Origin of the sequence: Nocardioides humi (assembly GCF_006494775.1) — a bacterium.
Taxonomy (GTDB): domain Bacteria; phylum Actinomycetota; class Actinomycetes; order Propionibacteriales; family Nocardioidaceae; genus Nocardioides; species Nocardioides humi.
Genome location: NZ_CP041146.1, coordinates 34180 through 60275, shown reverse-complemented (window position 1 = coordinate 60275; position 26096 = coordinate 34180). Strand labels below are relative to the sequence as shown.

Annotated in this window: 24 protein-coding genes and 1 pseudogene; 21 read left to right on the top strand and 4 right to left on the bottom strand. The window is 71.0% G+C overall.

Annotated features, from left to right (window positions below):
* Positions 1-34 precede the first annotated feature (34 nt).
* From uvrB to FIV44_RS00220, 17 genes and pseudogenes are all read left to right on the top strand, one after another.
* Positions 35-2164, top strand: coding sequence for an excinuclease ABC subunit UvrB (uvrB, locus tag FIV44_RS00300; RefSeq protein WP_141002756.1), 2130 nt, complete (start codon positions 35-37; stop codon positions 2162-2164).
* A gap of 99 nt (positions 2165-2263) precedes the next feature.
* Complete coding sequence (locus tag FIV44_RS00295) at positions 2264-3562, top strand: MFS transporter (RefSeq protein ID WP_141002755.1); 1299 nt, start codon at positions 2264-2266, stop codon at positions 3560-3562.
* 154 nt (positions 3563-3716) lie between these two features.
* A complete protein-coding gene (locus FIV44_RS00290; protein ID WP_246086735.1) occupies positions 3717-4490 on the top strand; it encodes an MlaE family ABC transporter permease in 774 nt (257 codons plus the stop codon).
* Entirely contained in the window at positions 4490-5329 is an 840-nt protein-coding gene (locus FIV44_RS00285; RefSeq protein WP_141002754.1) for an MlaE family ABC transporter permease, read from the top strand. Before FIV44_RS00290 ends, FIV44_RS00285 begins: the two co-directional genes overlap by 1 nt.
* 7 nt (positions 5330-5336) lie before the next feature.
* Entirely contained in the window at positions 5337-6650 is a 1314-nt protein-coding gene (locus FIV44_RS00280; protein WP_141002753.1) for an MCE family protein, read from the top strand.
* On the top strand, positions 6647-7735 hold the full coding sequence (locus FIV44_RS00275; protein ID WP_246086734.1) for an MCE family protein: 1089 nt from the start codon (positions 6647-6649) through the stop codon (positions 7733-7735). The genes FIV44_RS00280 and FIV44_RS00275 overlap by 4 nt, the downstream gene beginning before the upstream one ends.
* On the top strand, positions 7732-8724 hold the full coding sequence (locus tag FIV44_RS00270; RefSeq protein ID WP_141002752.1) for an MCE family protein: 993 nt from the start codon (positions 7732-7734) through the stop codon (positions 8722-8724). Before FIV44_RS00275 ends, FIV44_RS00270 begins: the two co-directional genes overlap by 4 nt.
* Positions 8725-8729: 5 nt before the next feature.
* Positions 8730-9959, top strand: coding sequence for an MCE family protein (locus tag FIV44_RS00265; protein ID WP_246086972.1), 1230 nt, complete (start codon positions 8730-8732; stop codon positions 9957-9959).
* Positions 9956-11314, top strand: coding sequence for an MCE family protein (locus tag FIV44_RS00260; RefSeq protein WP_141002750.1), 1359 nt, complete (start codon positions 9956-9958; stop codon positions 11312-11314). The genes FIV44_RS00265 and FIV44_RS00260 overlap by 4 nt, the downstream gene beginning before the upstream one ends.
* On the top strand, positions 11311-12582 hold the full coding sequence (locus tag FIV44_RS00255) for an MCE family protein (protein ID WP_141002749.1): 1272 nt from the start codon (positions 11311-11313) through the stop codon (positions 12580-12582). Before FIV44_RS00260 ends, FIV44_RS00255 begins: the two co-directional genes overlap by 4 nt.
* A complete protein-coding gene (locus FIV44_RS00250) occupies positions 12579-13169 on the top strand; it encodes a hypothetical protein (protein ID WP_141002748.1) in 591 nt (196 codons plus the stop codon). The genes FIV44_RS00255 and FIV44_RS00250 overlap by 4 nt, the downstream gene beginning before the upstream one ends.
* A 31-nt stretch (positions 13170-13200) precedes the next feature.
* Positions 13201-14052: a hypothetical protein gene (locus tag FIV44_RS00245; protein ID WP_141002747.1), complete on the top strand. Its 852-nt coding sequence runs from the start codon at positions 13201-13203 to the stop codon at positions 14050-14052.
* Between the two features lie 19 nt (positions 14053-14071).
* Positions 14072-15073 carry an NAD(P)/FAD-dependent oxidoreductase gene (locus FIV44_RS00240; protein ID WP_246086733.1) on the top strand — a complete coding sequence of 334 codons (1002 nt, stop codon included), beginning with the start codon at positions 14072-14074 and terminating at the stop codon, positions 15071-15073.
* A gap of 28 nt (positions 15074-15101) precedes the next feature.
* Positions 15102-15548 (top strand): pyridoxamine 5'-phosphate oxidase family protein, encoded by a 447-nt coding sequence (locus FIV44_RS00235; RefSeq protein WP_246086732.1) that lies wholly within the window; start codon positions 15102-15104, stop codon positions 15546-15548.
* Positions 15549-15573: 25 nt separating this feature from the next.
* Positions 15574-15774, top strand: coding sequence for a ferredoxin (locus FIV44_RS00230; protein ID WP_141002745.1), 201 nt, complete (start codon positions 15574-15576; stop codon positions 15772-15774).
* Positions 15771-16714 (top strand): annotated as a pseudogene (locus tag FIV44_RS00225) (3-oxoacyl-ACP reductase). The gene FIV44_RS00230 and the pseudogene FIV44_RS00225 overlap by 4 nt, the downstream one beginning before the upstream one ends.
* An 11-nt stretch (positions 16715-16725) precedes the next feature.
* The gene (locus FIV44_RS00220) at positions 16726-17481 is read left to right on the top strand and encodes a glucose 1-dehydrogenase (RefSeq protein ID WP_141002744.1); all 756 of its coding nucleotides are present in this window, start codon (positions 16726-16728) and stop codon (positions 17479-17481) included.
* Between the two features lie 38 nt (positions 17482-17519).
* Here the strand turns inward: FIV44_RS00220 and FIV44_RS00215 are convergent, their stop codons facing one another.
* A complete protein-coding gene (locus tag FIV44_RS00215) occupies positions 17520-18131 on the bottom strand; it encodes a TetR family transcriptional regulator (protein WP_141002743.1) in 612 nt (203 codons plus the stop codon).
* A 161-nt stretch (positions 18132-18292) separates the two neighbouring features.
* Between FIV44_RS00215 and FIV44_RS00210 the strand changes: the two genes are divergently transcribed.
* From FIV44_RS00210 to FIV44_RS00200, 3 genes are read left to right on the top strand one after another with little or no spacing between them, the layout of a single operon-like run.
* A complete protein-coding gene (locus FIV44_RS00210; RefSeq protein ID WP_246086731.1) occupies positions 18293-19546 on the top strand; it encodes a glycosyltransferase family 4 protein in 1254 nt (417 codons plus the stop codon).
* A gap of 4 nt (positions 19547-19550) precedes the next feature.
* Complete coding sequence (locus FIV44_RS00205; protein WP_141002741.1) at positions 19551-20300, top strand: class I SAM-dependent methyltransferase; 750 nt, start codon at positions 19551-19553, stop codon at positions 20298-20300.
* On the top strand, positions 20297-21445 hold the full coding sequence (locus FIV44_RS00200; protein ID WP_141002740.1) for a prenyltransferase: 1149 nt from the start codon (positions 20297-20299) through the stop codon (positions 21443-21445). Before FIV44_RS00205 ends, FIV44_RS00200 begins: the two co-directional genes overlap by 4 nt.
* On the opposite strand, the gene FIV44_RS00195 is transcribed toward FIV44_RS00200, so the two are convergent.
* Positions 21416-22087, bottom strand: a complete 672-nt coding sequence (locus FIV44_RS00195) for a class I SAM-dependent methyltransferase (RefSeq protein WP_246086730.1) — start codon at positions 22085-22087, stop codon at positions 21416-21418. The genes FIV44_RS00200 and FIV44_RS00195 overlap by 30 nt on opposite strands.
* A 52-nt stretch (positions 22088-22139) precedes the next feature.
* On the opposite strand from FIV44_RS00195, the gene FIV44_RS00190 reads away from it, so the two are divergent.
* Positions 22140-24131, top strand: a complete 1992-nt coding sequence (locus FIV44_RS00190; RefSeq protein WP_141002739.1) for an acyl-CoA dehydrogenase family protein — start codon at positions 22140-22142, stop codon at positions 24129-24131.
* 115 nt (positions 24132-24246) lie between these two features.
* On the opposite strand, the gene FIV44_RS00185 is transcribed toward FIV44_RS00190, so the two are convergent.
* Positions 24247-24570: an Mce/MlaD family protein gene (locus tag FIV44_RS00185; RefSeq protein ID WP_141002738.1), complete on the bottom strand. Its 324-nt coding sequence runs from the start codon at positions 24568-24570 to the stop codon at positions 24247-24249.
* A 53-nt stretch (positions 24571-24623) separates the two neighbouring features.
* On the bottom strand, positions 24624-26048 hold the full coding sequence (locus FIV44_RS00180) for an alpha/beta hydrolase (RefSeq protein ID WP_141002737.1): 1425 nt from the start codon (positions 26046-26048) through the stop codon (positions 24624-24626).
* Positions 26049-26096: the final 48 nt, after the last annotated feature.

Below are 26096 nucleotides of genomic sequence, written 5' to 3'. Positions count from 1 at the left end.
GGGCGCTGTCGGCGCTCCCTCGTACGCTGGAACCATGCGTCCGGTCACCGATCTCGAGCGTCGCGTCGCGCCCTTCCACGTGCAGTCCGACTACCAGCCCTCGGGCGACCAGCCGGCCGCCATCGCGGAGATCACCAAGCGCCTCAACGACGACGTGCCGGACGTCGTCCTGCTCGGCGCGACCGGCACCGGCAAGACCGCGACCGTCGCCTGGGTCGCGGAGCAGGTGCAGCGACCGATGCTGGTGCTGCAGCCCAACAAGACGCTGGCCGCGCAGTTCGCCAACGAGCTGCGCCAGCTCTTCCCCGACAACGCGGTCGAGTACTTCGTCTCCTACTACGACTACTACCAGCCCGAGGCCTACGTCCCGCAGACCGACACCTACATCGAGAAGGACTCCTCGATCAACGAGGAGGTGGAGCGGCTGCGCCACTCGGCGACCAACAGCCTGCTCACCCGCCGCGACGTGATCGTGGTCTCGACGGTGTCGTGCATCTACGGCCTCGGCACCCCGCAGGAGTACGTCGACCGGATGGTCCGGCTGCGCGTGGGGGAGGAGCACGACCGCGACTCGGTGCTGCGCCGCCTGGTCGAGATCCAGTACACCCGCAACGACCTCGCCTTCACCCGCGGCACCTTCCGGGTCCGTGGCGACACCCTCGAGATCTTCCCGGTCTACGAGGAGATGGCGGTCCGGATCGAGTTCTTCGGCGACGAGATCGAGCGGCTGATGACGCTGCACCCGGTCACCGGCGAGGTGCTCACCGAGGACACCGAGCTCTACGTCTTCCCTGCCAGCCACTACATCGCCGGCCCCGAGCGGATGGAGCGGGCGATCAACGGCATCGAGGCCGAGCTCGCCGAGCAGCTGGCGACCTTCGAGCGGCAGGGCAAGATGCTCGAGGCGCAGCGGCTGCGGATGCGCACGACGTACGACATCGAGATGATGCGGCAGGTCGGGTCCTGCTCGGGCATCGAGAACTACTCGATGCACATGGACGGCCGGTCGCGGGGGAGTGCGCCCAACACGCTGCTCGACTACTTCCCCGAGGACTTCGTCCTCGTCGTCGACGAGTCCCATGTCGCGGTCCCGCAGATCGGCGGCATGTACGAGGGCGACATGTCCCGCAAGCGCAACCTGGTGGAGCACGGCTTCCGCCTCCCGAGCGCGATGGACAACCGCCCGCTGCGCTGGGAGGAGTTCCTCGAGCGGATCGGGCAGACCGTCTACCTCTCGGCCACGCCGGGCGACTACGAGCTCGACAAGGTGCAGGGCGACGTGGTCGAGCAGATCATCCGCCCGACCGGGCTGGTCGACCCCGAGGTCGTGGTCAAGCCGACCAAGGGCCAGATCGACGACCTGATCCACGAGATCCGCCAGCGCGCCGAGAAGGACGAGCGGGTCCTGGTCACCACGCTGACCAAGAAGATGTCCGAGGACCTCACCGACTACCTGCTCGACGCCGGGGTCCGCACCCGCTACCTCCACTCCGAGGTCGACACCCTCAAGCGGATCGAGCTGCTGCGCGACCTGCGGCTGGGCCTCTACGACGTGCTCGTCGGCATCAACCTGCTCCGCGAGGGCCTCGACCTGCCCGAGGTCTCGCTGGTCTCGATCCTGGACGCCGACAAGGAGGGCTTCCTGCGCTCCGACAAGTCGCTGATCCAGACCATCGGCCGCGCCGCTCGCAATGTGTCCGGCCAGGTGCACATGTACGCCGACAAGATCACCCCCTCGATGGAGTCGGCCATCGAGGAGACCAACCGCCGCCGGGCCAAGCAGGTCGCCTACAACGAGGCCCACGGCATCGACCCGCAGCCGCTGCGCAAGAAGATCGCCGACATCACCGAGATGCTGGCCCGCGAGGACGAGACGACCCAGGAGCTGCTCCAGACCTGGGCCGACGTCGGCCAGAAGGGCCGCGCCGGCGGCGTGAAGCCGCAGAAGTCGCCGACCCCGCAGCTGCGCTCCACCGACGTCGGCGGGCACGCCGCCGAGCTGGCGGGCCTGCCGAGCTCCGACCTGGCCCAGCTGATCCAGGACCTCACCGACCAGATGAAGGCGGCGGCCGCCGAGCTGCAGTTCGAGCTGGCCGCCCGGCTGCGCGACGAGATCGGCGAGCTGAAGAAGGAGCTGCGGCAGATGATGGAGGCGACCAAGTGAGGAGGGAGCGCCGGCCGAGGAACGAGACCGAAGTGCTCCCGACGAGCGCGGGAGCGCGCGAGCGCAGGCGAGCGCAGGCGACGAAGTGAGCGTGCGGAGCTGAGTACCCACCGTCGCTACGTCGTCTGGATCGTCGGCCTCCTCGTCTACGCCCTCGCGGTCTTCCATCGCAGCAGCCTCGCCGTGGCCGGCCTCGCCGCCACCGAGCGCTTCGACATCTCGGCGAGCCAGCTCGCGTCGTTCACCGTGCTGCAGCTCCTCGTGTACGCCTCGATGCAGATCCCGGTCGGGCTGATGGTCGACCGGCTCGGCTCCCGGACGGTGCTCACCGTCGCGGTGGCCGTGGTCAGCATCGGGCAGGCGGGATTCGCGTTCGCCGACCAGTACGCCCTCGCCCTCGGGGCGCGGGTGCTGGTCGGGGCGGGCGACGCGATGACCTTCATCTGCGTGCTGCGACTGGTCACGTCCTGGTTCCCGAGCCGCCAGGTGCCGCTGATCAGCCAGCTGACCGGCAATCTCGGACAGCTCGGCGCGCTGGCCGCGGCGGCCCCGATGACGTGGGCGCTCGGGCACCTCGGCTGGACCCGCGCCTATCTCGCCGGTGCGCTCGCCGGCGTGGCCGCCCTCGTCGCCCTGCGGCTGCTGCTCCACGACTCGCCGGCGCGGGCCCACCTGCGCGGTGTGCCCATGACGGCGCGGGCGCTCGCCGCCAGCCTGGCCGCGTCCTGGGCGCAGCCCGGCACCCGGCTCGGCCTGTGGATGCACTTCTCGACGCCGTTCAGCACCTCGCTGATGGCGCTGCTGTGGGGCTACCCGTTCCTGGTCACCGCCGAGCATCTCTCCCCGGGTACGGCGAGCGCCCTGCTCTCCCTGCTCGTCGCGACCTCGGTGGCCTACGGCCCGCTCCTGGGCTGGCTGGTCGGCCGGCATCCGTGGCACCGCTCGACGACCTCGCTGCTCATCCTGACCGCGCTCGCCACCGTCTGGGCGCTGGTGCTGCTCTGGCCCGGCGACGCCCCGCTGCCGCTGCTCGTGCTGCTGATCGTGGTCGTCGGTGCCGGCGGGCCGGGCTCGATGATCGGCTTCGACGTGGCCCGCACCAGCAACCCGGACCTCCGCACCGCGAGCGCCAGCGGGATCGTCAACGTCGGCGGCTTCACCTCGGCGCTGCTGGCCGTCCTCCTGGTCGGCGCGGTCCTCGACCTGCTGACGCCGGGCTCGGGGGAGTACACCCCCGAGGCGTTCCGCTGGGCGATGGCCACCCAGTACCTCCTGTGGACGCTGGGCGTCGTCCAGATCGTGCGCTACCGCCGCCGGATCCGGTCCCTCACCACGCGCGAGCAGGTGGCGGCCGGCTCCTCCATGGTCGGCGACGGCGACCTGCTCGGCCGGGCGTGACCCCGGCCACACGCACCCCGTTGAACACGGCACGAGGGTGAAAACAGTCCGAGGCGCGTCATGTCGCCTTGGTCACAACGAGAACGTGTTCTAGTATCGCCGGGTCCCGGTGAGCGGGACCGGGGACGGGCAAGGTCGGGAGAGGAGTCGGGGCGTGGCGTTCAATGCCATGGCGGTCGTGCGCGGCCCCGGCGAGATCGCGCTGATGGTGATCGAGGTGACCAAGCGGATCCTCACCCGCCCCTTCCAGGTCCGCGAGTTCCTCGAGCAGGCCTGGTTCGTCACCAGCGTGACGCTGGTGCCGACGATCATGGTCTCGATCCCGTTCGGCGCGGTCATCTCGCTGCAGGTCGGCAATCTCACCGGCCAGCTCGGTGCCCAGTCGTTCGCGGGCGCGACGGCGGTGCTCGCGACCGTGCGCGAGGCGGCCCCGATGGCGGCGGCGATGATCATCGCCGGCGCGGCCGGCTCCGCGATCTGCTCCGACCTCGGGGCCCGCAAGATCCGCGAGGAGATCGATGCCATGGAGGTCCTCGGCATCGACCCGCTCGAGCGCCTCGTCGCGCCCCGCGTCGTCGCGACCATGTTCGTGGCATTCATGATCAACGGCATCGTGATCGGCACCGGCATCGGCGGCGGCTACTTCTTCACCGTCATCGTCCAGGGCGGCTCGGCCGGCGCCTTCCTGTCGTCCTTCACCGCCCTCGCCTCGCTGCCCGACCTCTACATCGCGATGATCAAGGCGATCATCTTCGGCTGGCTCGCGGCCATCATCGGCGCCTACAAGGGCCTCAACGCGGGCGGCGGCCCGAGCGGGGTGGGCCGGGCGGTCAACGAGTCGGTGATCATCGCCTTCATGGCGCTGTTCTTCCTCAACGCCGTGATCACCGCCATCTACTTCCAGGTCGCGCCACCGGTGGGGCTGTGATGGCCGTCGTCAACGAGATGGTCCGCGACAGCGTCCGGTCCGGCCGCAGCACCCTCGAGGGGTACGGCGACCAGCTGCTGTTCTACGTCAAGGCGCTCACCTGGGTGCCGCGCGCGATCCGCCGCTACCCGCGCGAGATCAGCAACACCCTGGCCGAGGTGGCCTTCGGCGCCGGCGGGCTGAGCCTGATCGCCGGCTCGGTGGGCGTGATCGCGTTCATGGCGTTCTTCGCCGGCACTGAGGTCGGCATCCAGGGCTACGCCTCGCTGAGCCAGATCGGCGTGGCCAAGTTCAGCGCCTTCATCTCCGCCTACTTCAACACCCGCGAGGTCGCCCCGCTGGTGTCGTCGATCGCGCTGGCCGCGACCGTGGGCTGCGGCTACACCGCGCGCCTGGGCGCGATGCGGATCTCGGAGGAGATCGACGCGCTCGAGGTGATGGGCATCCCGTCGCTGCCGTTCCTGGTCACGACCCGGATGGTGGCGGCGTTCGTCGCGGTGATCCCGCTCTACATCGTGGCCCTGTGCGCGTCGTACCTCTCGCCGCGGCTGATCGTGGTCTACATCTACGGCCAGTCCGGTGGCACCTACGACCACTACTTCCTGCAGTTCCTGCCGCCGATCGACATGGTGTGGTCGTTCTTCAAGCTGCTCTTCCTCGCCGTCGCGGTGATCCTCATCCACTGCTACTACGGCTACACCGCGTCGGGCGGGCCCGCGGGCGTGGGCCGGGCGGTCGGCAAGGCGATCCGGACCAGCATCGTGACCATCGTGGTCGCCGACTTCTTCCTCAGCTTCGCGATCTGGGGCTCGACGACCACCGTCAGGATCACGGGGTGAGCCGCCGATGCTGGTGAACATCCATCACGACAGCGCCAGGGAGCACAACCGGCTCCTCGTCGCCGGCGTCGGCTTCCTGACCGCGATCGCCCTGCTGATCTGGCTGTCGATCGCGATCTACAACAAGACCTTCGAGAGCACCACGACGGTCACCGTCAAGGCCGACCGCGCCGGCCTCCAGCTCGCGAAGTTCGGCGACGTCCGGATCCACGGCGCGCTGGTGGGCCGCGTCGACAAGATCGACCAGGACGGCGAGGAGGCCGAGATCACGCTCGCCCTCGACCCCGAGCAGGCCAAGCGGATCCCCGCCAATGTCGGCGTCCGGATCCTGCCGACCACGCTGTTCGGCCAGAAGTTCGTCGCCCTGGTCCGCCCGGAGGACGCCACCGGGCAGCTCCGCGACGGCGACGTGATCCCGTCCGACCGCGTGGAGACCAATGTCGAGCTGAGCCAGGTGCTCGCCGACCTCTTCCCGCTGCTGCGGGCGGTGCGTCCCGCCGACCTCAACGCGACCCTGCACGCCCTCGCCACGGCGCTGGAGGGGCGCGGGAGCCAGCTCGGCGAGACGATGGACCAGCTCGGCGACTACATCGGCGCGATCAGCGACCACCTGCCGACCCTGCGCAAGGACCTGGTCGCGCTCGCCGAGGTCGCCGACGCCTACGATCTCGCCGCGCCCGACCTGCTCGACGTGCTCGACAACGTGACGGTCACCAGCAAGACCGTCACGGAGAAGGCCGAGGAGCTCGACGTCTTCTTCTCCGACCTCACCGGTCTCGCCGACACCGCCACCCGGTTCCTGGGCGACAACGAGCAGAACCTGATCCGGATGGGCCAGGTCACCGCGCCGGTGCTCGACCTGCTCGCCGAGTACTCCCCGGAGTTCCCCTGCCTGATCCGCGGCGCGGCCAACTACGAGCCGATCCTGTCCAAGACCTTCGAGGGCAACGTGGTCAAGCAGTACATCGAGTTCTTCCAGCCGCAGTTCCGCCCGTTCGACGAGCGCGACCTGCCGACGTACGGCGAGGTCGGCCACGGCCCCTGGTGCGCCGGCCTGCCGAACTTCACCGTCCCCGGCAAGAAGAACCCTCTCAACCAGGGCTCGGACATCGACGAGAAGGGCGGCTTCTCGCCCCTGCCGCTGCAGGGCATCATCGGCCGTCCCTCCGCCATCGACAGCGGGTACGCCGGCAGCACCGCCGAGCAGCGCGTCGTCAACGCGATGCTGGCCGGCGAGACCGGTCAGGACCCCGCGTCGTACGGCGCCCTCGGCTCCCTGCTGTACGGGCCGGTGGTCCGGGAGGGGAAGGCGGCCGGATGAGCATGCGGAACCAGCGCAACGCCACCACGGCCGCCGCGGCGATCAAGCTCGGCGTGTTCACGATCGTCTCCGTGTTCGTGACCGGCCTGCTCGCCGTCATCATGGGCAATGTCGGCTTCGGGGACCGCAACGAGTTCCAGGCGGTCTTCACCAACGCGACGATGCTGGAGAAGGGCGACGACGTCCGGGTCGCCGGCGTCAACGTGGGCGAGGTGAAGAAGGTCGAGCACTACCGGCGCTCGATGGCCCGGGTGACCTTCAAGGTCGACGCCGGCGTGCGGCTGACGACCGCCTCGCGGGCCGAGATCCGCTTCCTCAACCTGGTCGGCGACCGCTACCTGGCCCTGCTCGAGGGCGCCGGTGCCGAGGAGTCGGAGCCGCTCGCCGACGGCGCCACGATCCCCGTCGACCGCACCAAGCCGGCGCTGGACCTGACCGTCCTCTTCGACGGCTTCAAGCCGCTGTTCGCGGCGCTCACGCCCGACCAGGTCAACGAGCTGAGCATGAACCTGGTCCAGGTGCTGCAGGGCGAGGGCGGGACCGTCCGCAGCCTGCTCGACCACACCGCCTCGCTCACCACCGCGCTCGCCGACCGCGACCAGCTGATCGGCGACGTCGTCACCAACCTGACCCAGACGCTCAAGACGGTCGACGACCGGCACGAGCAGCTCAGCACGCTGATCGTGGAGTTGAAGGACTGGATGACCGACCTCGCGAAGGACCGCGACACGATCGGCTCCTCGCTCGACAACATCTCCGAGCTGACCGTGGCCGTGGCCGACCTGCTCCGCAGCGGCCGGCCGCTGCTCAAGGAGGACATCGCCGCGCTGCGCGAGCTCTCCAAGCTGCTCAACAAGAAGGAGAACCGGGCCAACCTCGCTGAGCTCCTCGACCGGATGCCCGAGACGATGACCGACCAGACCCGCACCGGCACCTACGGCTCCTGGTACCAGTACTACGTCTGCGGCGTCGCCGCCAGCATCCGGCTGCCACTGATCGCGGACCTGCCGATCATCAAGGAGATCCAGAGCTACATCACCGACTTCTCCTTCAAGTCCACCGCGCCGAGGTGCCAGGACCGATGACCCATCCCGCGACCCGCCGCCGCGACGCCCGTGTCCTCCGCCTCGGCGTCATCACCCTCGTGCTGATGGCGGTCGTCTCCGCCGCCACCTTCAACCTCGGCAAGTTCCCCGGCTTCCGCGGGACCACCTACTACGCCGAGTTCAGCGACGCCAGCGGCATCCACAAGGGCAATATCGTCCAGGTCGGCGGCATCCGGGTCGGCCGGGTCACCGCCGTCACCCTCGCCGACGACCGGGTGAAGGTGACGTTCGAGATCAAGGGCGACGTCGACTTCGGCAAGGAGAGCAGCGCGTCGATCGAGGTGCTCAACCTGCTGGGGGAGAAGTACCTCGACCTCCAGCCCGCCGGGAAGGGCCAGCTCGCGAAGGGCGGCACCATCCCGGTCGAGCGGACCCAGGCGGCGTACGACATCGTCGGCGTCTTCGGCGACCTCACCACCACGACCGAGGAGATCGACACCGACCAGCTCGCCCAGGCGCTGAACACCGTGGCCGAGACCCTCGACGCGTCGGCGCCGGAGATCCAGGCGTCCTTCGACGGCATCTCCCGGCTCTCGCAGAGCATCGCCTCGCGCGACGCCGAGATCCAGACCCTCTTCGAGAGCTCGAAGGAGGTCAGCAAGGTCCTCGCCGACCGCAGCGACGACATCGTGGAGCTGATGAAGAACAGCGACCTGGTCTTCACCGAGCTCACGAAGCGCAAGGACGCGGTCCACGCGTTGCTCGTCAACGCGCGCTCGCTCGCCAAGGAGCTGCGTGGCGTGGTCAAGGACAACGAGAAGCAGATCGGCCCCGCCCTGAAGGAGGTCGACGGCCTGGTCTCCTTCCTCGTCTCCAAGAAGCAGCGGCTCAAGGAGACCCTGGCCGCGCTCGGCCCCTATGTGTCCATCCTCAGCAACATCATCGGTACCGGCCCCTGGTTCGACGCGTACGCCGCGAACCTGCTGGCCCTGCCCACCGGTGAGTTCGTTCCCGGGTTCGACGGGTGATCGCGATGGTGTCCGCCGTCCTCAAGCGCATCGACCGCCGGGTGCTCGCCCTCCTCGGGGCGGTGCTCCTGGTCGCCGTGGCGGTCAACCTGGTCCGCTCGCCGGCGGAGATGAAGACCGTCACCGCGCACTTCCCGCGCGCCGTCAGCGTCTACAAGGGCACCGACGTGCGGATCCTCGGGGTCAACGTCGGCCGCGTCACCGCGGTGATCCCCGAGGGCAACTCGGTGCGGGTCGAGATGGAGTACGACGCGTCGTACCGGGTCCCGGCGAAGGCGCAGGCCGTCATCGTGACCCCGACCCTGGTCGCCGACCGCTTCGTCCAGCTGACCCCCGTCTACCAGGGCGGCGACGTGATGGCGAGCGGTGCGGACATCGCGCTGCCCGAGACCGCCGTGCCGGTCGAGCTGGACCGCATCTACAGCAGCCTCCAGTCGCTCACCCGGGCGCTCGGCCCCAACGGCGTCAACGCCGACGGCACTCTCGACCATCTGCTCGAGGCCGGCAACAAGGCGTTCGCGGGCCAGGGCGCCCGGGGCAACCAGATGATCCGCGACCTCGCCGAGGCGGCGCAGACCTTCGGCGACGGCGCCGGCCCGCTGTTCGAGACCGTCACCCAGCTCGCGAAGTTCACCACGACCCTCGCCGAGAACGACACCCTGGTGCGCGCCTTCATGGAGGACCTCACCGGCGTGTCCGCGATGCTCGCCGAGGAGAGCGACGAGCTGCAGCAGGCGGTCGCGGCGGTCGCCAAGGCGGTCGGCAGCGTGAAGGGCTTCGTGCGCGACAACCGCGAGGCGCTGGTCGCCGACGTCCGCAAGCTCACCGACGTGATGAGCACGATCGCCTCCGAGAAGGACAACATCGAGACCGCCGTGCGGATCGCGCCGGTCGCGATGGGCAACCTGCACATGGGCTTCGACCACGTCAGCGGCAGCCAGAACTCCCGGATGGCCATCGGCGGACTGGTCTGGGACGTCGACGGGCTGATCTGCGCCTTCATCCAGCAGCACCCGTCGATGCCGGCGGCGCTCAAGGACACCGCCTGCGACCTGATCGAGAAGCTGATCGAGCCGATCGTCACCAAGCTGCCCTGGCTGCCGCCCGAGTACAAGACGTACCTGCCGAAGCAGGCGGCCACGAAGAAGGGCATCCAGGTGCCGGAGATCACCGACGTCTCCTACTCCACCGGCGAGGACGCCTCGGTCCGGACCCTGCTGGGAGGTGGCTCGTGAGCGCACTCCGGACCGTCGGCCGCCGCTGGCGCGGCCTCGTGGCGCTGCTCCTCGGCACCGCGCTGCTCACCGGCTGCAGCGACTTCGACGGCGCCTACGACCTGCCCCTGCCCGGTCACCCGGTCGACGCCGACCGGGCGTTCGAGGTGACGGCGTACTTCAAGGACGTCCTCAACGTCGTCCCGCGCTCGCCGGTGATGGTCGACGACGTCGTCGTCGGCGAGGTCACCGAGGTCGAGCGGTCCGGGTGGAACGCCAAGGTCACCCTGCGGCTGCGCGACGACGTCAAGCTGCCCGACAACGCGATCGCCGACATCCGGCAGGTCTCCCTCCTCGGCGAGAAGTACGTCGCCCTCGAGGCGCCGAAGCAGGAGGCGCCCACCGGCCGGCTGGGTGCGGGCGACGAGATCGCGCTCGCGAAGACCGGCCGCAACCCGGAGGTCGAGGAGGTGCTCGGTGCGCTCTCCTTCCTCCTCAGCGGCGGCGGCGTCGCCCAGCTCGGCACCATCACCCGCGAGGCCAACCTGGTGATGTCGGGACGCGAGGACCGGCTGCGCAGCCTGCTGTCCTCGCTGGACTCGGTCGTCGGCACGATCGACCAGCAGAAGGTCGACATCATCCAGGCGCTGGAGTCGCTCAACAACCTCACCGCGACGCTCAACGCGGAGAAGAAGACGATCGGCGACGCCCTCGACGCCGTCGGCCCGGCGGTCGAGGTCCTCGCCGCCCAGCACGACGAGCTGATCGAGATGCTCCGCTCCCTCGACCGGCTCGGCCAGGTCGGCACCCGGGTGATCAACGCCAGCAAGAAGGACGTGCTCGAGATCCTCGAGGACCTCAGCCCGATCCTGCGCAAGCTGACCGAGGCCGACGAGCAGCTCGCGCCCGGGCTCAACCTGCTGGTCAGCTTCCCGTTCCCGCAGGCGGCCAACAACATCGTCCAGGGCGACTACGCCGACACGATCATCCGGGCCGACCTCAACTTCGAGAACCTCTACAAGACGCTCGGGCTCCCCGAGATCCAGCTGCCGGACCTCGGCCAGGTCCTCGACCAGGTGAGCAAGTGCCTCAAGAGCGGCAGCCTCACCAGCGCCGCCTGCCTGAAGGTGCTCGCCGACGTCAACCTGCTCCAGGACCTGCAGACCAAGTGCCAGGACCCGACGATCAAGGACAGCCCGGTGTGCAAGCTGCTCACCTCGCTGCCCAATATCGACCTCGGCGGCCTGCTCGGCGGCGGCAACGGCCTGCTCGGCCCCAACGGACCGCTCGGCGGCCTCCTCAAGGGGCTGACCGGCGCGCAGCCGTCGGCCCACCGGACCTCCACCGCGGACCTCCTGGGCGGAGGCACGGCATGAGCAGGGGCGTGCGGATCCGGCTGATGGCGTTCGTGGTGCTCAGCGCCGTCGGCGTCACCTACATCGCCGCGAGCTATCTCGGCCTGGTCGACCGGGCCACCGGGCGCGGCATCACCGTCACCGCGAGCCTCCCGGGCTCCGGCGGCCTGTTCGAGGGCAGCGAGGTCACCTACCGCGGCGTGAAGATCGGCCGCGTCTCGCGGATGGACGCCACCGAGGAGGGCGTCGACCTCACCCTCGACCTCGAGCACGACACCCGGCTCCCGCTGGACGCGCAGATGTTCGTCCACAACCTCTCCGCCGTCGGCGAGCAGTACCTCGACTTCCAGCCGGCCGACGAGTCGGGGCCCTACGCCCGCGACGGCTCGAGCTTCTCCGGCGACGAGCGCTCCCTGCCCGTCGACGAGGGCGACCTGCTGATCGACCTCAGCCGGTTCGTCGACTCGGTCGACAAGGAGAGCCTGGAGAAGGTCGTCGAGGAGCTCGGGCTGATGTTCACCGACACCGGCGCCGACCTGCAGCGGCTGCTCGACGGCGGCTCGGCCTTCATCGCCGAGGCCAGCGCCCACACCGAGGAGACCATCGCCCTGCTCGACAGCGGCCTGGCCGTGCTGCGGACCCAGAAGGGCCAGAAGGAGAACATCCGCCGGTTCGCCGCGGACCTCAACACGCTCACCACCGCGCTGCGCGGGAGCGACGGCGACCTGCGCACCGTGCTCAGCGCCACGCCGGGCGCCGCCAGGGCCCTCACCAAGCTCCTCGAGCAGCTGGAGCCGACGATGCCCGTGCTCCTCGGCGACCTGATCACCGTGGACCAGGTGCTCGTCAGCGAGCTCGACGGCATCGAGCAGCTGCTCGTGACCTACCCGGCCCTGATCGCCGGCGGTCCCACCGGCAGCACCGCCGACGGCTGGGGCCACGTCAACCTCCAGTTCGACTACAGCGTGCCACCGTGCACGCAGGGCTACGTGCCCCCCTCGCAGTGGCGCTCGACGCAGGACCTGACCGACGCCGTGCCGGCCGACGTCAGCTGCACGGCGGGGCCGCCGTACGTGATGCGGGGGAGCAAGTACGCGCCGGGCAACCGGAAGAACCGGGCCTCGCCCGGACGCGTCTACAGTGGCACCTACGATCCGTCCACCGGCCAGGTGCCCGGGCTGGTCGACACCGAGGGGAGCCCGGTCACGCTGCGGCAGCCGGAGAACCTGTCCGTCCTGGGAGGGGATGCGTGGAAGTGGCTGTTGGTCGGTCCGGTGGCGAGCAAGTGACGGACGGGACGAGCCGGGTCCGCCTCAACATCGCCCTCTACGCGGCCACGGTGCTGTGCGGCTGCGTGGCCCTCCTGCTGCTGTACCTCCACGTCAGCACCTCGGACAACGAGGTCAACGGCACCGACGTCGTGCCCGGCGTCGGCCAGGACGTCGGCCGCGGGCTGGTCGAGGCGGTGCCGCTGGCCGGCGACGCCGAGCAGGAGCGCACCGCCGCCCAGCTCGAGGCCGCGAGCAAGATGGTCACCGCGTTCGTGAACTTCAGCTACCAGGAGCCGCAGCGCACCATCGAGGCCGTGAAGTCGATGGCGACCGGCGAGTTCCTCTCGCAGTACACCGAGGGCGCGAAGGACCTCGAGAAGCTCGCCACCGAGGCGCAGTCCGACATGGTCGCCAAGGTCGTCTGGGCCGGCCTGGTCGCCGGGGACGACGACACCGCGACGGCCATCGTCGCCACCAGCGGCACGGTCAAGAACAAGACGACCGACTTCCAGCCGGAGGCCCGCAACTACCGGATCCAGCTCGAGCTGGTGCTGGAGGACGGTCGCTGGCTGACCAAGGACCTCCAGTACGTCGCGCTGGGCTGAGCGTGCAGGACCGAAGCAGGACGAGGAAGAGATGAGCCGCCCCACCCCCCGCAAGCCCGCCAGCTCCCGCGGACAGACGCCCCGGCCGCGCCGGATCGCCGGCCAGGCCGGCACCGGGCGCCCGCCGTCCGCCGAGGAGGGCCTCGAGGAGACCCCTCAGGAGACTCCCGGCGAGGCTTCCGGCGAGCCGACGGAGGAGACCGTCGATGCGCCGGCCGAGTCGGAGCTCGGACCGTCCTCGGAGCGTGTCCCCGGCATCCTCGCCCGGCCGCGCACGACCCGGGTGCTGATCGCCGTCCTCGCGCTGGTGACGATCGCGCTGGTCGCCGAGTTCGCGATCCTCGTCGTCGACCACGTCCGCGACGACGACGAGCCGCCCGCCCGGGCGACCGACGGGTCCGGGGCCCTCGTCGTCCCGAAGGGCCGGCCGGTGGTCGCCGCCCAGCTGCAGGTCCGCGACGGTGTCGAGGCGGCGGCGAAGGCCGCCCAGGAGATCGTCTCCGTCGACTACGCCAAGTACGACGAGGAGGTCGACAAGGCGGCCGACCTGATGACGGACCGGTTCGAGGAGCAGTTCCGCACGACGATCGGCGACGTCAAGGAGCAGGCCGTCGCGCAGAAGACGGTGGTCCAGGCCAGCGTGGTCGCCCAGGGCGTGGTGCGGGCCAACCGGACCCGGCTGGAGGCGCTGGTCTTCCTCAACCAGGTCGTGCAGCGCGAGCGCGACGGCAAGCCGGAGACCGTCGTGACGCCGTACAAGATGCTGATGACCATGGTCCACACCGACCACGGCTGGCTGGTGGACGGCATCGAGACGGACGACCCGTCCGCCGCGCCCCAGCAGGACACCTCGGGAGCCCCCGAGCAAGACAAGACGAACTAGAACACGTTACAGTTCTGTCGTGGCCACCCCAGGAGCGAGCATCGTGGACTGCGACCTGGCTGTGGTCGGCGCCGGACCGACCGGTCTCTTCGCTACCTACTACGCGGGCTTCCGCGGGATGCGGGTCGCGCTGATCGACTCCCTGCCCGAGCTCGGCGGCCAGATCACCGCGATGTACCCGGAGAAGGCGATCCTCGACGTCGCCGGCTTCCCGAGCGTCAAGGGCCGCGACCTGGTCGAGGGCCTGGTCGCCCAGGCGCTCACCGCCGACCCGGTCCAGCTGCTCGGCCGCACCGCCGCGGGCCTGGCGACCGACGACGACGGCCTCACCCTGACCCTCGACGACGGCAGCGCGGTGCGCGCCCGGGCGCTGATCGTCACGGCCGGGATCGGCAAGTTCAGCCCGCGCCGGCTGCCGGCGGCGGACGGCTGGGTCGGTCGCGGCGTGGAGTTCTTCGTCCCCGGCTTCGAGCCCTACCGCGACCAGGACGTCGTCATCGTCGGCGGCGGCGACAGCGCTTTCGACTGGGCGATCCACCTCGAGCCGATCGCGCGCTCGGTCACCCTCGTGCACCGCCGCGACGCGTTCCGCGCCCACCAGCGCACCGTCGAGCAGGTCCGGGCCTCCTCGGCGGCGATCGTCACCAAGGCCGAGGTCGCCGCCCTCCGCGACGCCGGCGGCGGCACGACCGGCCCGCTCGCCGAGGTCGAGCTGGTCGTCGACGGCGCCCCGCGCGTGCTGCCCGCCCAGGCGGTCGTCGCCGCGCTCGGCTTCGTCGCCGACCTCGGGCCGCTCCAGCAGTGGGGCCTGGAGACCCACCGCCGTCATCTCGTCGTCGACTCCTCGATGCGGACCAACCTGCCGCGGGTGTTCGCCGCCGGCGACATCACGGAGTATCCCGGCAAGGTCCGGCTGATCGCCGTCGGCTTCGGCGAGGCGGCCACCGCCGTCAACAACGCGGCGGTGGTCATCGACCCGACCGCCCACGTGTTCCCCGGACACTCCTCGGAAGGGAGCTGAGCTACCCGTGAGCGCAGGACGCGACCAGGTGAGACTGACCGAGGAGGAGGTGCAGGGGCTGCTCCAGGAGAACGTCAAGGTGCAGGTGGCGGCCAACGGCCGCGACGGCTTCCCGCACCTGACCACGCTCTTCTACGTCGTCCAGGACGGGCGGATCGCCTTCTGGACGTACGGCCGCAGCCAGAAGATCCGCAACCTCGAGCGCGACCCGCGGGTGACCGCGCTGGTCGAGGACGGCACCGACTACTTCGAGCTGCGCGGCGTCTCCATCGAGGGACGCGCCGAGATCGTGCACGACCACGACCGGATCCTGGAGATCGGCAGGGCGGTGTCCGTGCGGATGTTCGGCGTCGACTCCTTCGAGGCGCTCGGGGAGATCGGCGCGCAGACCGTGGCGAAGCAGGCGACCAAGCGGGTGGGCGTGATCATCCACCCCGACCGGGTCGCGTCGTGGGACCACCGGAAGATGACCTGACCATGCTTTCTGAGAGGGCGACGACATGTTGATCAAGGTCGACTTCGACCTGTGCGAGTCCAACGGGCTGTGCGAGGCGATGGCCCCCGAGGTGTTCGAGCTGGACGACGACGACTTCCTCCAGCTGCACACCGAGCACACCACCGACGAGAACGTCGACAACGTCAAGCGCGCCGTCGCGGCCTGCCCGCGCGCGGCCATCACCCTCGTGGAGGACGACGCGTGAGCACGACCACCAGCCTCGACGGGAAGGTCGCCGTCGTCACCGGCGCCGGAGCCGGGCTCGGCCGGGCCGAGGCGGTCGCACTGGCCCGGGCCGGTGCCCGGGTCGTGGTCAACGACCTGCCGGGCGCCGGGGACGAGGCCGCGGAGGAGATCCGCTCGCTCGGGGCGAGGCGGTCGTCGTACCCGGCGACGTGAGCGAGCGCGCCACCGCCGACGCCATGGTGGCCGCGGCCGTCGAGCGGCTCGGCGGCCTCGACATCGTCGTCAACAACGCCGGCATGACCCGGGACCGGATGCTCTTCAACCTGGCCGACGAGGAGTGGGACGCGGTCATCGCCGTCCACCTGCGCGGCCACTTCCTGCTCTCGCGCAACGCCGCGGCGTACTGGCGCGGCAAGGCCAAGGAGAGCGAGTCGGGCACCGTCTACGGCAGCATCGTCAACACCGCCTCCGAGGCCTTCCTCGGCGGCTCGCCGGGCCAGGCCAACTACGCCGCCGCCAAGGCCGGCATCGCGGCCCTGACCCTCTCGACGGCCCGCGGGCTGGCGAGGATCGGCGTGCGCGCCAACGCGATCTGCCCCCGGGCGCGGACCGCGATGACCGCGCAGGTCTTCGGCGAGGACGCCTCAGGCAAGGCGGTGGACCCGTACTCGCCCGACCATGTCGCACCGCTGGTCGCCTACCTCGCCTCGCCGGCCGCGGAGCGGATCACCGGCCAGGTGATGGTCGTGTACGGCGGCATGGTGGCCGTCGTCGCCGCGCCCGTCGTGGAGGAGCGGTTCGACGCCGCCGGCGACCTGTGGACCGCGGACGACCTCGACAAGCAGCTCGGCGGCTTCTTCGCCGGCCGGGACCCGAACGTCGGCTTCGCCGCCGACTCGATCATGCAACTTCGATTGGGCGAGCGTGTCGCTGCGCGCCACGCTGCCGCCCCGAACTGAGAGGTCTGAGCGTGGGACGCCTGGACAACAAGATCGCCATCGTCACCGGCGCCGCGATGGGCCAGGGCGCCGAGATCGCCCGCGCGTACGTCGCCGAGGGAGCCCGGGTCGTCATCGCCGATGTCGCCAAGGAGCAGGGGCAGGCGCTGGCCGACGAGCTCGGTGAGAGTGCGCACTTCGCGCACCACGACGTGAGCGACGCCGCCTCCTGGGCGTCGCTGGTCGAGGACGCCACCAGCCGCTTCGGGCCGGTGAACGTGCTGGCCAACAACGCCGGCATCCTCCGCTTCGGCGACATCGAGCGGATGCCCGCCGAGGAGGTCGAGCTGCTGTGGCGGGTCAACCAGCTCGGCGTCTTCCTCGGCATGCAGGCGGTCAGCCGCACCATGCGCAAGGCAGGCGGCGGCTCGATCATCAACGCCTCGTCCGTCGAGGGCCTCGCGGGCATGCCGTCGTGCACGGCGTACGCCGCCACCAAGTGGGCGATCCGCGGCATGACCAAGTGCGCCGCGATGGAGCTCGGCCCGAAGGGGATCCGGGTCAACTCGGTGCACCCCGGGATGATCGACACCCCGATGACCCGGGTGCACGGCGGCGACGCCGCGATGGAGTACGGCGCCAGCAAGGTGCCGCTGCGCCGGGTCGGCCACCCGGAGGACATCGCGCCGGTCTACGTCTTCCTGGCCAGCGACGAGTCGTCGTACATCAACGGCGCCGAGATCGCGGTCGACGGCGGCGTCACCTCGACCCATGCCTTCGGCGCGTGACCGGCGTGGGTCAGGCCGACACGCTCGGCCCGAAGAGCTCAGTCGCGCAGGATGAGGCCGACGGCGGTCTCCATGTGCGCCGCGGTCTCCGTGGCCGTGGAGCGGCCGGTCACCCAGGCCACCAGCGCCGAGAGCCAGACGTCGCCGATGACGCGCGCGATGGCGACGTCCTCGTCGGTCAGCGCCCCCTCGTCGGGCACGCCGCCGTGCATGGCGTGGGTGACGATCGAGGTCATGGCCATGCCGACGACGTGGATCTCGTTGGTCACGCTGCTGTCGGCGAACATGAAGGCGCGGGTGAGCGCCTCGGTGAGCTTGGGGTCGCCCTGCATGCCGCGGGCCATCCGCTTGAGGACGTACAGCACCCGCTCGGCCTGCGTGTCGCCGGGGATCTCGCGCTCGTTGAGCCGCGCGGCGGCGTCCTCGAACTGGCGGCCGAGCGCCGAGACGAGCAGGTGGATCTTGGACGGGAAGTACCGGTACAGCGTGCCGAGCGCCACGTCCGCCTGCTCGGCGACCGCGCGCATCTGCACGGCGTCGAAGCCGCCGGACTTGGCGAGGTCGTAGGTCGCGTCGAGGATTCGCTTGCGGCGCTCCCGCTGTGCGGCCGATCCCAGATCGTCGGACGTGGACGGGTTCGCGATGGTCACGGGAAGTCCCCCTGCGGTGCGGTGAAGAGTCGGGCCGTTGTGGACCCAGTGGATAGGCTACTGGCAGGTAGCGCATAATTTGGAACACGTTCCACTACGTTTTTGTTTCGGACTGCTCCCCGGGAGCAAGGCCTTGGGGAGAGGTACCTGTGCGGATCGCGATGTTGTCCTACCGCAGCAAGACCCATGTCGGTGGGCAGGGGGTGTACCTGCGTCACCTGAGCCGTGAGCTCACCCGGCTGGGTCACACGGTCGAGGTGTTCTCCGGCCAGCCCTATCCCGAGCTCGACGAGGGCGTCGCCCTCACCAAGGTGCCGAGCCTCGACCTCTACCGCGAGCCCGACCCGTTCCGGGTGCCCAAGCTGCGGGAGTTCCGCGACCGGATCGACGTCCAGGAGTTCGCGATCATGTGCCTGGCCGGGTTCCCCGAGCCCCGCACCTTCGCGCGGCGGGTCGTGAAGGTCCTCGCCGAGCGCCGCGACGACTTCGACATCGCCCACGACAACCAGGTGCTCGGCCACGGCATGCTCGACATCGAGCAGGCGGCCGGCCTCCCGCTGATCACCACCATTCACCACCCGATCACCTTCGACCGGCGCATCGACCTGGCGCAGACCCGCAACCCGTGGCGGAAGCTCACGCTGCGGCGCTGGTACGGCTTCCTGCGGATGCAGGCGTACGTCGCCAGGCGGGCCCGCTGGATCCTGACCCCGTCCGAGGCGTCCAAGCGCGACATCGCCCGCGACTTCGGCGTCGATCCCGCGCGGATGCAGGTCATCCTGCTCGGCGTCGACGACAACTTCGTGCCACCGACCAAGCCGCGGGTGCCCGGCCGGATCATGGCGATGGCCAGCGCCGACGCGCCCATGAAGGGCATCGCCACGCTGCTCGAGGCGTTCGCCAAGCTCCGCACCGAGCGTGACGTCGAGCTGGTGCTCGTCACCCGCCCGGCGCCCGGCGGCCGCACCGAGAAGCTGATCGAGAAGCTCGGCATCGGCGACGCCGTCCGGTTCGCCCACGGCCTGACCGACGACGAGCTGGTCGAGCTGATGGGCTCGGCCGAGGTCGCCTGCGTGCCCTCGCTCTACGAGGGCTTCTCGCTGCCGACCGCCGAGATGATGGCCTGCGCCACGCCGCTCATCGTCTCCCGCGCCGGCGCGATCCCCGAGGTCGTCGGCGACGACGGCGAGTGCGCCGACCTGGTCACGCCCGGCGACGTCGGCGAGCTGCTGCACGCCCTGGAGCGGATGCTCGACGACCCCGAGCGCCGGGCCCGGATGGGCGCCGCCGGCCGCAGGCGGGTCGAGGAGCAGTTCAGCTGGCGCGCGGTCGCGGTGAAGGTCGCCGCGGCGTACGAGAAGGTCATCGAGGCCCACCGCGAAGAGCACTTCGCGTCCGAGAAGAAGGAGAGCTGATCCGATGCTGACCGTCGACTTCGACCGGCTGGGCCTGCGTCCCGGCGACCGCGTCCTCGACATGGGCGCCGGCGCCGGCCGGCACAGCTTCGAGATGTACCGCCGCGGCGCCGACGTGATCGCCTTCGATCTCGACGCCGACGAGCTGGCCGGCGTGAAGGACCTGTTCGTCGCGATGGCGGAGGCCGGCGAGGTGCCCCCGGGCGCCGAGGCCGACGTCAAGCAGGGTGACGCGCTCGCCCTGCCCTTCGGCGACGGCGAGTTCGACCGGATCGTGTGCTCCGAGGTGCTCGAGCACATCCACGACGACGTCGCGGCGATCCGCGAGCTGATCCGCGTGCTGCGGCCCGGCGGCACCCTCGCGGTGACCGTTCCCCGCTGGCTGCCCGAGGTGATCAACTGGCGTCTCTCGGCCGAGTACCACAACGCCGAGGGCGGCCACATCCGGATCTACACCGACCACGAGCTGGTCGACAAGGTCACCAAGGGCGGCCGCGCCAACGACGGCACGCCCGGCGACGCCATGGTGTTCGAGGGCAAGTCCTACACGCACGGCCTCCACGCGCCGTACTGGTGGATCAAGTGCGCCGTCGGCGTCGAGAACGACGCTCACCCGCTCGCCAAGGCGTACCACAAGCTGCTGGTCTGGGAGATCATGAAGCAGCCGAAGGCGCTGCGGCTGGCCGGCAAGGTGCTCGACCCGATGATCGGGAAGAGCATGGTCCTCTACTTCCGGAAGCCTCTCGTCGCGTGAGCGTGACGCCGGAGATCCCGCTGAGCCGGCTGCCGTACGTCGAGGGCGTGCTGTCGGCGCAGCAGGTCGCCGACACCGCCGCCGCGATCGCGGCGATGCAGGAGCCGTGGGGCGCCGTGCCGTGGACGACCGGCGAGCACGTCGACATCTGGAACCACGTCGAGGCCGCGATGGCGATGCTGGTCGGGGGCCAGGTCGAGGCCGCCGAGCGCGCCTACGCCTGGGTGCCCACGATGCAGCGCGCCGACGGCTCCTGGCCGATGAAGATCGTGGGCGGCAAGCCTGCGGACGAGCGCGGCGAGGTGAACATGTCGGCGTACTTCGCGGTGGGGCTGTGGCACCACTGGCTGGTGCGCCGCGACATCCGCTTCGTCGAGCGCTACTGGCCCTCGGTCCGGGCCGGCCTCGACTTCGTCGTCTCGCTGCAGGAGCCCTTCGGCGGCATCCGCTGGACGCCGGTCGACGACTTCTGCCTGCTCACCGGCAACTCCTCGATCTACCACTCGCTGCGCGCCGGGGTCGCGCTCGCCGACCTGATGGACGACCCGCAGCCCGAGTGGGAGCTCGCCGGCGGTCGGCTCGGCCACGCGGTGCGCTCGCACGCCGACCGGTTCGCCGACAAGTCGACGTACTCGATGGACTGGTACTACCCGGTGCTCGGCGGCCCGGTCCGCGGCGACGCCGCGCGCGAGCTGCTCGCGCGACGCTGGGACGAGTTCGTCGTACCCGGCCTGGGGATCCACTGCGTCGACACCAACCCCTGGGTCACCGGCGCGGAGACCTGCGAGCTGGCGATGGCGCTCGACGTCATCGGCGACCCCGCGTCGAGCCGGCGGGCGCTGCAGCTGGTGACCGACATGCAGCACCTGCGCGAGGACGACGGCCGCTACTGGACCGGCTGGGTCTACGACGACCCGGCGCGGCCCGCGCCCGCTGACGAGCCGCGCGACGTGCACTGGCCGCACGAGCACACGACGTACACCGCCGCCGCGGTCGTCCTCGCCGTCGACGCCCTGGGGGAGACCTACGGCCACGCCACCCCGGGCTCGGGGATCATGCGCGGCACCTCGCTGGCGCCGCACTTCGACGAGATCGCGCTCGAGTGCGAGTGCCCGTCAGGGGAGCGGGTCTCCGGCCGCGCCTGAGCTGCGCTGCAGGACACGGAGCGAGCCGGTGCCGGCGACCTCGGTGAAGGCGCCGCTCGCGAGGGCGGGCAGGTAGATCAGCTCGTACGGCGGGCGGCCGCCGTCCGCGGGGTCGGGGAAGACGTCGTGGATGGCGAGGAGCCCGCCGGCGTCGACCCAGTGGGCCCAGCCGGCGAAGTCGTCGCGGGCCGGCTGCTCGCCGTGGCCGCCGTCGATGAACAGCAGCGACAGAGGCGTACGCCAGTGCGCCGCCACGGTCGTGGACTGCCCGACGACCGCGACGACCTGGTCTTCGAGGCCGGCGCGCGCGATGTTCTTGCGGAACTGGCCCAGGGTGTCCATCAGGCCGAGCTCGGGGTCCACGACGCTGGCGTCGTGGTGCTCCCAGCCGGCCTGGTTCTCCTCCGAGCCGCGGTGGTGGTCGACCGTGAAGACCGTCCCGCCCACCTGCCGGGCCGCCGCGCCGAGGTAGATCGCGGACTTGCCGCAGTACGTGCCGACCTCCAGCGCCGGTCCGTGGGGGAGCCGCTCGAGCGCGATCCGGTACAGCAGGTCGCCCTCGTCCTCGGGCATGAAGCCCTTCGCGCGGCGCGCGTGGTCCAGCAGGTCGGACGGCATCGGGAGCGGGGCGGTGTCGGGCACCCGCTCACTCTAGTAGAGTTAGAACAGGTTCTAGTTCGAGAGCGGAGTCCGGATGTCCCTCGGTATCACCGACGAGCAGGTCGAGCTCGCCGACAGCCTGCGCAAGTGGGCGGCGAGCCTGTCGCCGCTGGAGGCCGTCCGCGCCGCCGAGGGCGACGTCGGCGCCGGCTTCGCCACGATCTGGGCCGCCGTCGAGGAGATGGGCGTCCACGCGATCGCCGTCCCCGAGGCGGACGGTGGCGGCGGGGGGACGATCCTCGACCAGGCGGTGGCGCTGGAGGCGTGCGCCCACGAGCTGCTGCCCGGCGGGCTGCTCGGCGCGGCCGTCGGCGGCGTGCTGACCCGGTCCCCGGGACGGCACGGCATCCAGCCCCACGACGACGGCGTGGTCTGGGACGGCGGCACGGCGGGGGCCGGCACGCCCGCCCTCGGCATCGACCTGTCCGCGCGACACGCGCCCGGCGCCGGGCGTGGCTCCGCCGACCCGGCCGCGCGGCGGCTCGCGATCACGCTCGCCGCGGCGGAGGCGGCCGGGGTGGCCCGCTGGTGCCTCGAGACGGCGGTCGACCACGCGAAGGTGCGCGAGCAGTTCGGGCAGAGGATCGGTGCCTTCCAGGCGATCAAGCACCTGTGCGCCGAGATGCTCGAGACGGCCGAGGCGGTCACCGCGGCCGCCTGGGACGCGGCGAGCGCGGCGGACGGTTCCGACGACGAGCAGTGGTCGTTCGCGGTCGACGTCGCTCACCTCACCTGCTTCGACGGCGCGGTCGAGGTCGCCAAGTCCTGCATCCAGGTGCTCGGCGGCATCGGGTTCACCTACGAGCACGACGCCCACCTCTACCTGCGCCGCGCCCTCAGCCTGCGCGCCCTCGCCGGCTCGGCGGATGCCGCGGCGGAGCGACTGACCGCCGCCACCGTCGACGGAGTACGCCGCCGGGTCGACGTGGACCTCGAGGGCCGCGATCTCGCGATCCGGCCGGAGGCGCGGGCCACCGCCGAGCGGATCGCCGCCCTGCCGCCGGGTGAGCAGCGCGCGGCGCTCGTGGACGCGGGGTACCTCACACCGCACTGGCCCACGCCCTACGGGCTCGGCGCGGATCCCACCACGCAGATCGTCATCGACCAGGAGCTCGGGAGGGCGGGCGTCGTACGGCCGGACCTGGTGATCGCCGGCTGGGCGGTGCCCACGATCCTGGCCCACGGCACCGACGAGCAGCGGGAGCGCTTCGTCCGGCCCTCGCTGCTCGGCGAGCTGACCTGGTGCCAGCTGTTCTCCGAGCCCGGCTCCGGCTCCGACCTTGCCTCGCTGCGCACCCGCGCGGTGCGCGTGGACGGCGGCTGGTCGCTGACCGGGCAGAAGGTGTGGACCTCGGTCGCCGAGCGCGCCGACTGGGGCATCTGCCTGGCCCGCACCGACACCGACGTCCCCCAGCACAAGGGCATCACCTACTTCCTCGTCGACATGCGCTCGCCCGGGATCGAGGTGCGGCCGCTGCGCGAGATCACCGGCGAGGCGCTGTTCAACGAGGTCTTCCTCGACTCCGTGCTCGTCCCCGACGACTGCGTCGTCGCGGAGCCCGGCGACGGCTGGCGGCTGGCGCGTACCACGCTCGCCAACGAGCGGGTCGCCATGGCCGGCGCCCGGCTGACCAAGAGCGTCGAGCGCGCGATCGAGCTCGCCGCCTCGCGCGACCTGTCGCCGGTGGAGCGGGTCGCCGTGGGGCGCCAGGTCGCCCTGGCCACCGTCTGCGGCCTGCTCGGCGTGCGCACGACGCTGCGCGCCCTCGGCGGCCACGGCCCTGGTGCCGAGTCGAGCGTCGCCAAGCTCCTCGGCGTCCGCAGCCGCCAGGACTCCGCCGAGCTCGTGGTCCGCCTCCAGGGCGACGACCTCGCCCTCCTCGGCCCCCTCGGCAAGGAGTCCGCCGACCCCCTTGCCGCCGACGTCTGGGAGCAGCTCAACACCCGCTGCCTCTCCATCGCCGGCGGCACCACCCAGATCCTGCGCAATGTCGCCGGCGAGCGGATCCTGGGGCTGCCGCGCTGACGTCTGGGCCGAGGCGGCTTCGAGATGGTGCCACGTCGAGTCGGCTGCTGAGCTGCGGGCCGAACTCGGCCGAGCGGCGCTCGATCTCCTCAGCGGACGACAGAGGTCGTCATGCTCAGGCCACCGGTGGCAGGCGCTTGAGGATCTCGGTCAACTGGCCGCCGTGGTCGGCCAGGGTGCTCTGGATGGTCTTCAGTCGGCTGCTGTGGTCGTCGAGAGTGCGACCGTGGTCGGCCAGGGTGCTTCGGATGGCTGACAGCTGACTGCTGTGGTCGGCGAGGGTGCGACCGTGACTGTCGAGGGTGCGACCGTGACTGTCGAGGGTGCGTCGGATGGCCTTCAGCTGGCGGCTGTGGTCGGCGAGCTTGCTGTCGTGCTTCGTCAGAAACTCGTAGATGGCGGCGATGTCGTTGGTGTTGCGCTCGACGCGGCGCTCCACGTCGGCGTTGGAAGGGGTCATGGCTCTCCTCCGAGTAGGTCGTGGCGACGACCCTAGACCGGCCGGGAGTCCTGTGCCACCGGCTGCGCGGAGCCTGTGGACGACTCCGTGGACGACTCCGTGGACGACTCCGTGGACGACTCCGTGGACGACTCCGTGGACGACTCCGTGGACGACTCCGTGGACGACTCCGTGGACGACTCCGTGGACGACTCCGTGGACGACTCCGTGGACGACCCCGCGTCGCGCTCCCGCGACCACCCGTTCCAATGCCAGGTCAGGAACCGGTCGGTGGCCCGCACGAGGTGCTGGGACCGGATCGACGGGAAGATGTCGAAGGCGTGCTGGGCGCCGGGGAGCTCGGCGTACACGACCGTGCGCTGGGAGGTCTCGCGCAGCGCCGCGACGAAGGCACGGGCCTGTCCGGGGTCCACGAGCGTGTCGCGGGAGCCGTGGATGACGAAGAAGTCGGGGTCGTCCGGGCTCACGCGCAGCAGGGGAGAGGCCTGCTCGAAGAGCTCGGGGGCGTCGCGGAACCGGCGCTTGGCGATCCGCGGCGCGAGGAACCTGTCGCGCATCAGCTCCGCGGAGCGGAGCCCGGTCGCGCCGGCCCAGTCGTAGACGCCGTAGTAGGGGACCGCGGCCTGGACCGAGGTGTCGGCCGACTCGAAGCCCGGCTGGAACTCCGGCGCGTTCGGCGTCGTCGCGGCCAGCGCGGTCAGGTGACCGCCGGCGGAGCCGCCGGTGATCGCGATGTAGTCGGGGTCGCCGCCGTACTCCGCGATGTTGTCGCGGATCCACGCGATCGCGGCCTTGACGTCGACGATCTGCGCCGGCCACGGGTCGCGGGGCGCGAGCCGGTAGTTGATCGCGACGCAGACCCAGCCCCTGGCGGCCATGTGCTGCATCAGCGGCAGGCCCTGCTGGTCCTTGGTGCCGATCGTCCAGGCGCCGCCGTGCACCTGCAGCAGCACCGGCGCACCGGCCGCGGGCGTGACCTCGGAGGTGTAGACGTCGAGCAGCCCCCGCCGCCCGTACGGCGCGAACGGGATGTCGCGGGCCACCTCGACCCCCGCCCGGCGGGCCGCCCGGCCGAAGGCGAACGGGTTCGCCAGCCGCCGCCACGGGGTGGCCAGGTCGGCGGGGGTGGGCCTGGCGTCCAACTGCTCGACGTAGTCGACGCCGAGCCCCTCCACCAGCGCGTCCTCGGCGTCGGTGACCGCCCGCCGGCTCTGCGCGATCAGGTAGGCCAGGCCCGCGGAGGAGAGGCCGGCCAGCGCGAGTCCGCGCCAGTCGCGCCGCGACCCGCGCAGGTGTGCGGCCGCGTCGACGGCGGTGAGCCCCAGCACGTGCGGCGCGAGCTCACCGGTCAGCCAGCCGGCGAAGAACGCCGGGATGCCGGTGCGGGCGCCGGACAGCGGCCGGATCGCGTTGGCGGTCAGCGCCGCGGCGACGAGCTGGCGCCGTACGAATCCCATGACCCGAGCGTAGCGGGATCGTTGTGAGAAACTGATACCTGTTCTACT

Excerpts from the sequence above, each read along its gene's own strand:
- FIV44_RS00230 (WP_141002745.1), top strand. The coding sequence starts at position 15,574 with ATGTTGATCAAGGTCGACTTCGACCTGTGCGAGTCCAACGGGCTGTGC.
- uvrB (WP_141002756.1), top strand. The coding sequence starts at position 35 with ATGCGTCCGGTCACCGATCTCGAGCGTCGCGTCGCGCCCTTCCACGTG.
- FIV44_RS00275 (WP_246086734.1), top strand. The coding sequence starts at position 6,647 with ATGAGCATGCGGAACCAGCGCAACGCCACCACGGCCGCCGCGGCGATC.
- FIV44_RS00245 (WP_141002747.1), top strand. The coding sequence starts at position 13,201 with ATGAGCCGCCCCACCCCCCGCAAGCCCGCCAGCTCCCGCGGACAGACG.
- FIV44_RS00210 (WP_246086731.1), top strand. The coding sequence starts at position 18,293 with ATGTTGTCCTACCGCAGCAAGACCCATGTCGGTGGGCAGGGGGTGTAC.
- FIV44_RS00270 (WP_141002752.1), top strand. The coding sequence starts at position 7,732 with ATGACCCATCCCGCGACCCGCCGCCGCGACGCCCGTGTCCTCCGCCTC.
- FIV44_RS00280 (WP_141002753.1), top strand. The coding sequence starts at position 5,337 with ATGCTGGTGAACATCCATCACGACAGCGCCAGGGAGCACAACCGGCTC.
- FIV44_RS00180 (WP_141002737.1), bottom strand. The coding sequence starts at position 26,048 with ATGGGATTCGTACGGCGCCAGCTCGTCGCCGCGGCGCTGACCGCCAAC.
- FIV44_RS00265 (WP_246086972.1), top strand. The coding sequence starts at position 8,730 with ATGGTGTCCGCCGTCCTCAAGCGCATCGACCGCCGGGTGCTCGCCCTC.
- FIV44_RS00255 (WP_141002749.1), top strand. The coding sequence starts at position 11,311 with ATGAGCAGGGGCGTGCGGATCCGGCTGATGGCGTTCGTGGTGCTCAGC.
- FIV44_RS00285 (WP_141002754.1), top strand. The coding sequence starts at position 4,490 with ATGGCCGTCGTCAACGAGATGGTCCGCGACAGCGTCCGGTCCGGCCGC.
- FIV44_RS00205 (WP_141002741.1), top strand. The coding sequence starts at position 19,551 with ATGCTGACCGTCGACTTCGACCGGCTGGGCCTGCGTCCCGGCGACCGC.
- FIV44_RS00190 (WP_141002739.1), top strand. The coding sequence starts at position 22,140 with ATGTCCCTCGGTATCACCGACGAGCAGGTCGAGCTCGCCGACAGCCTG.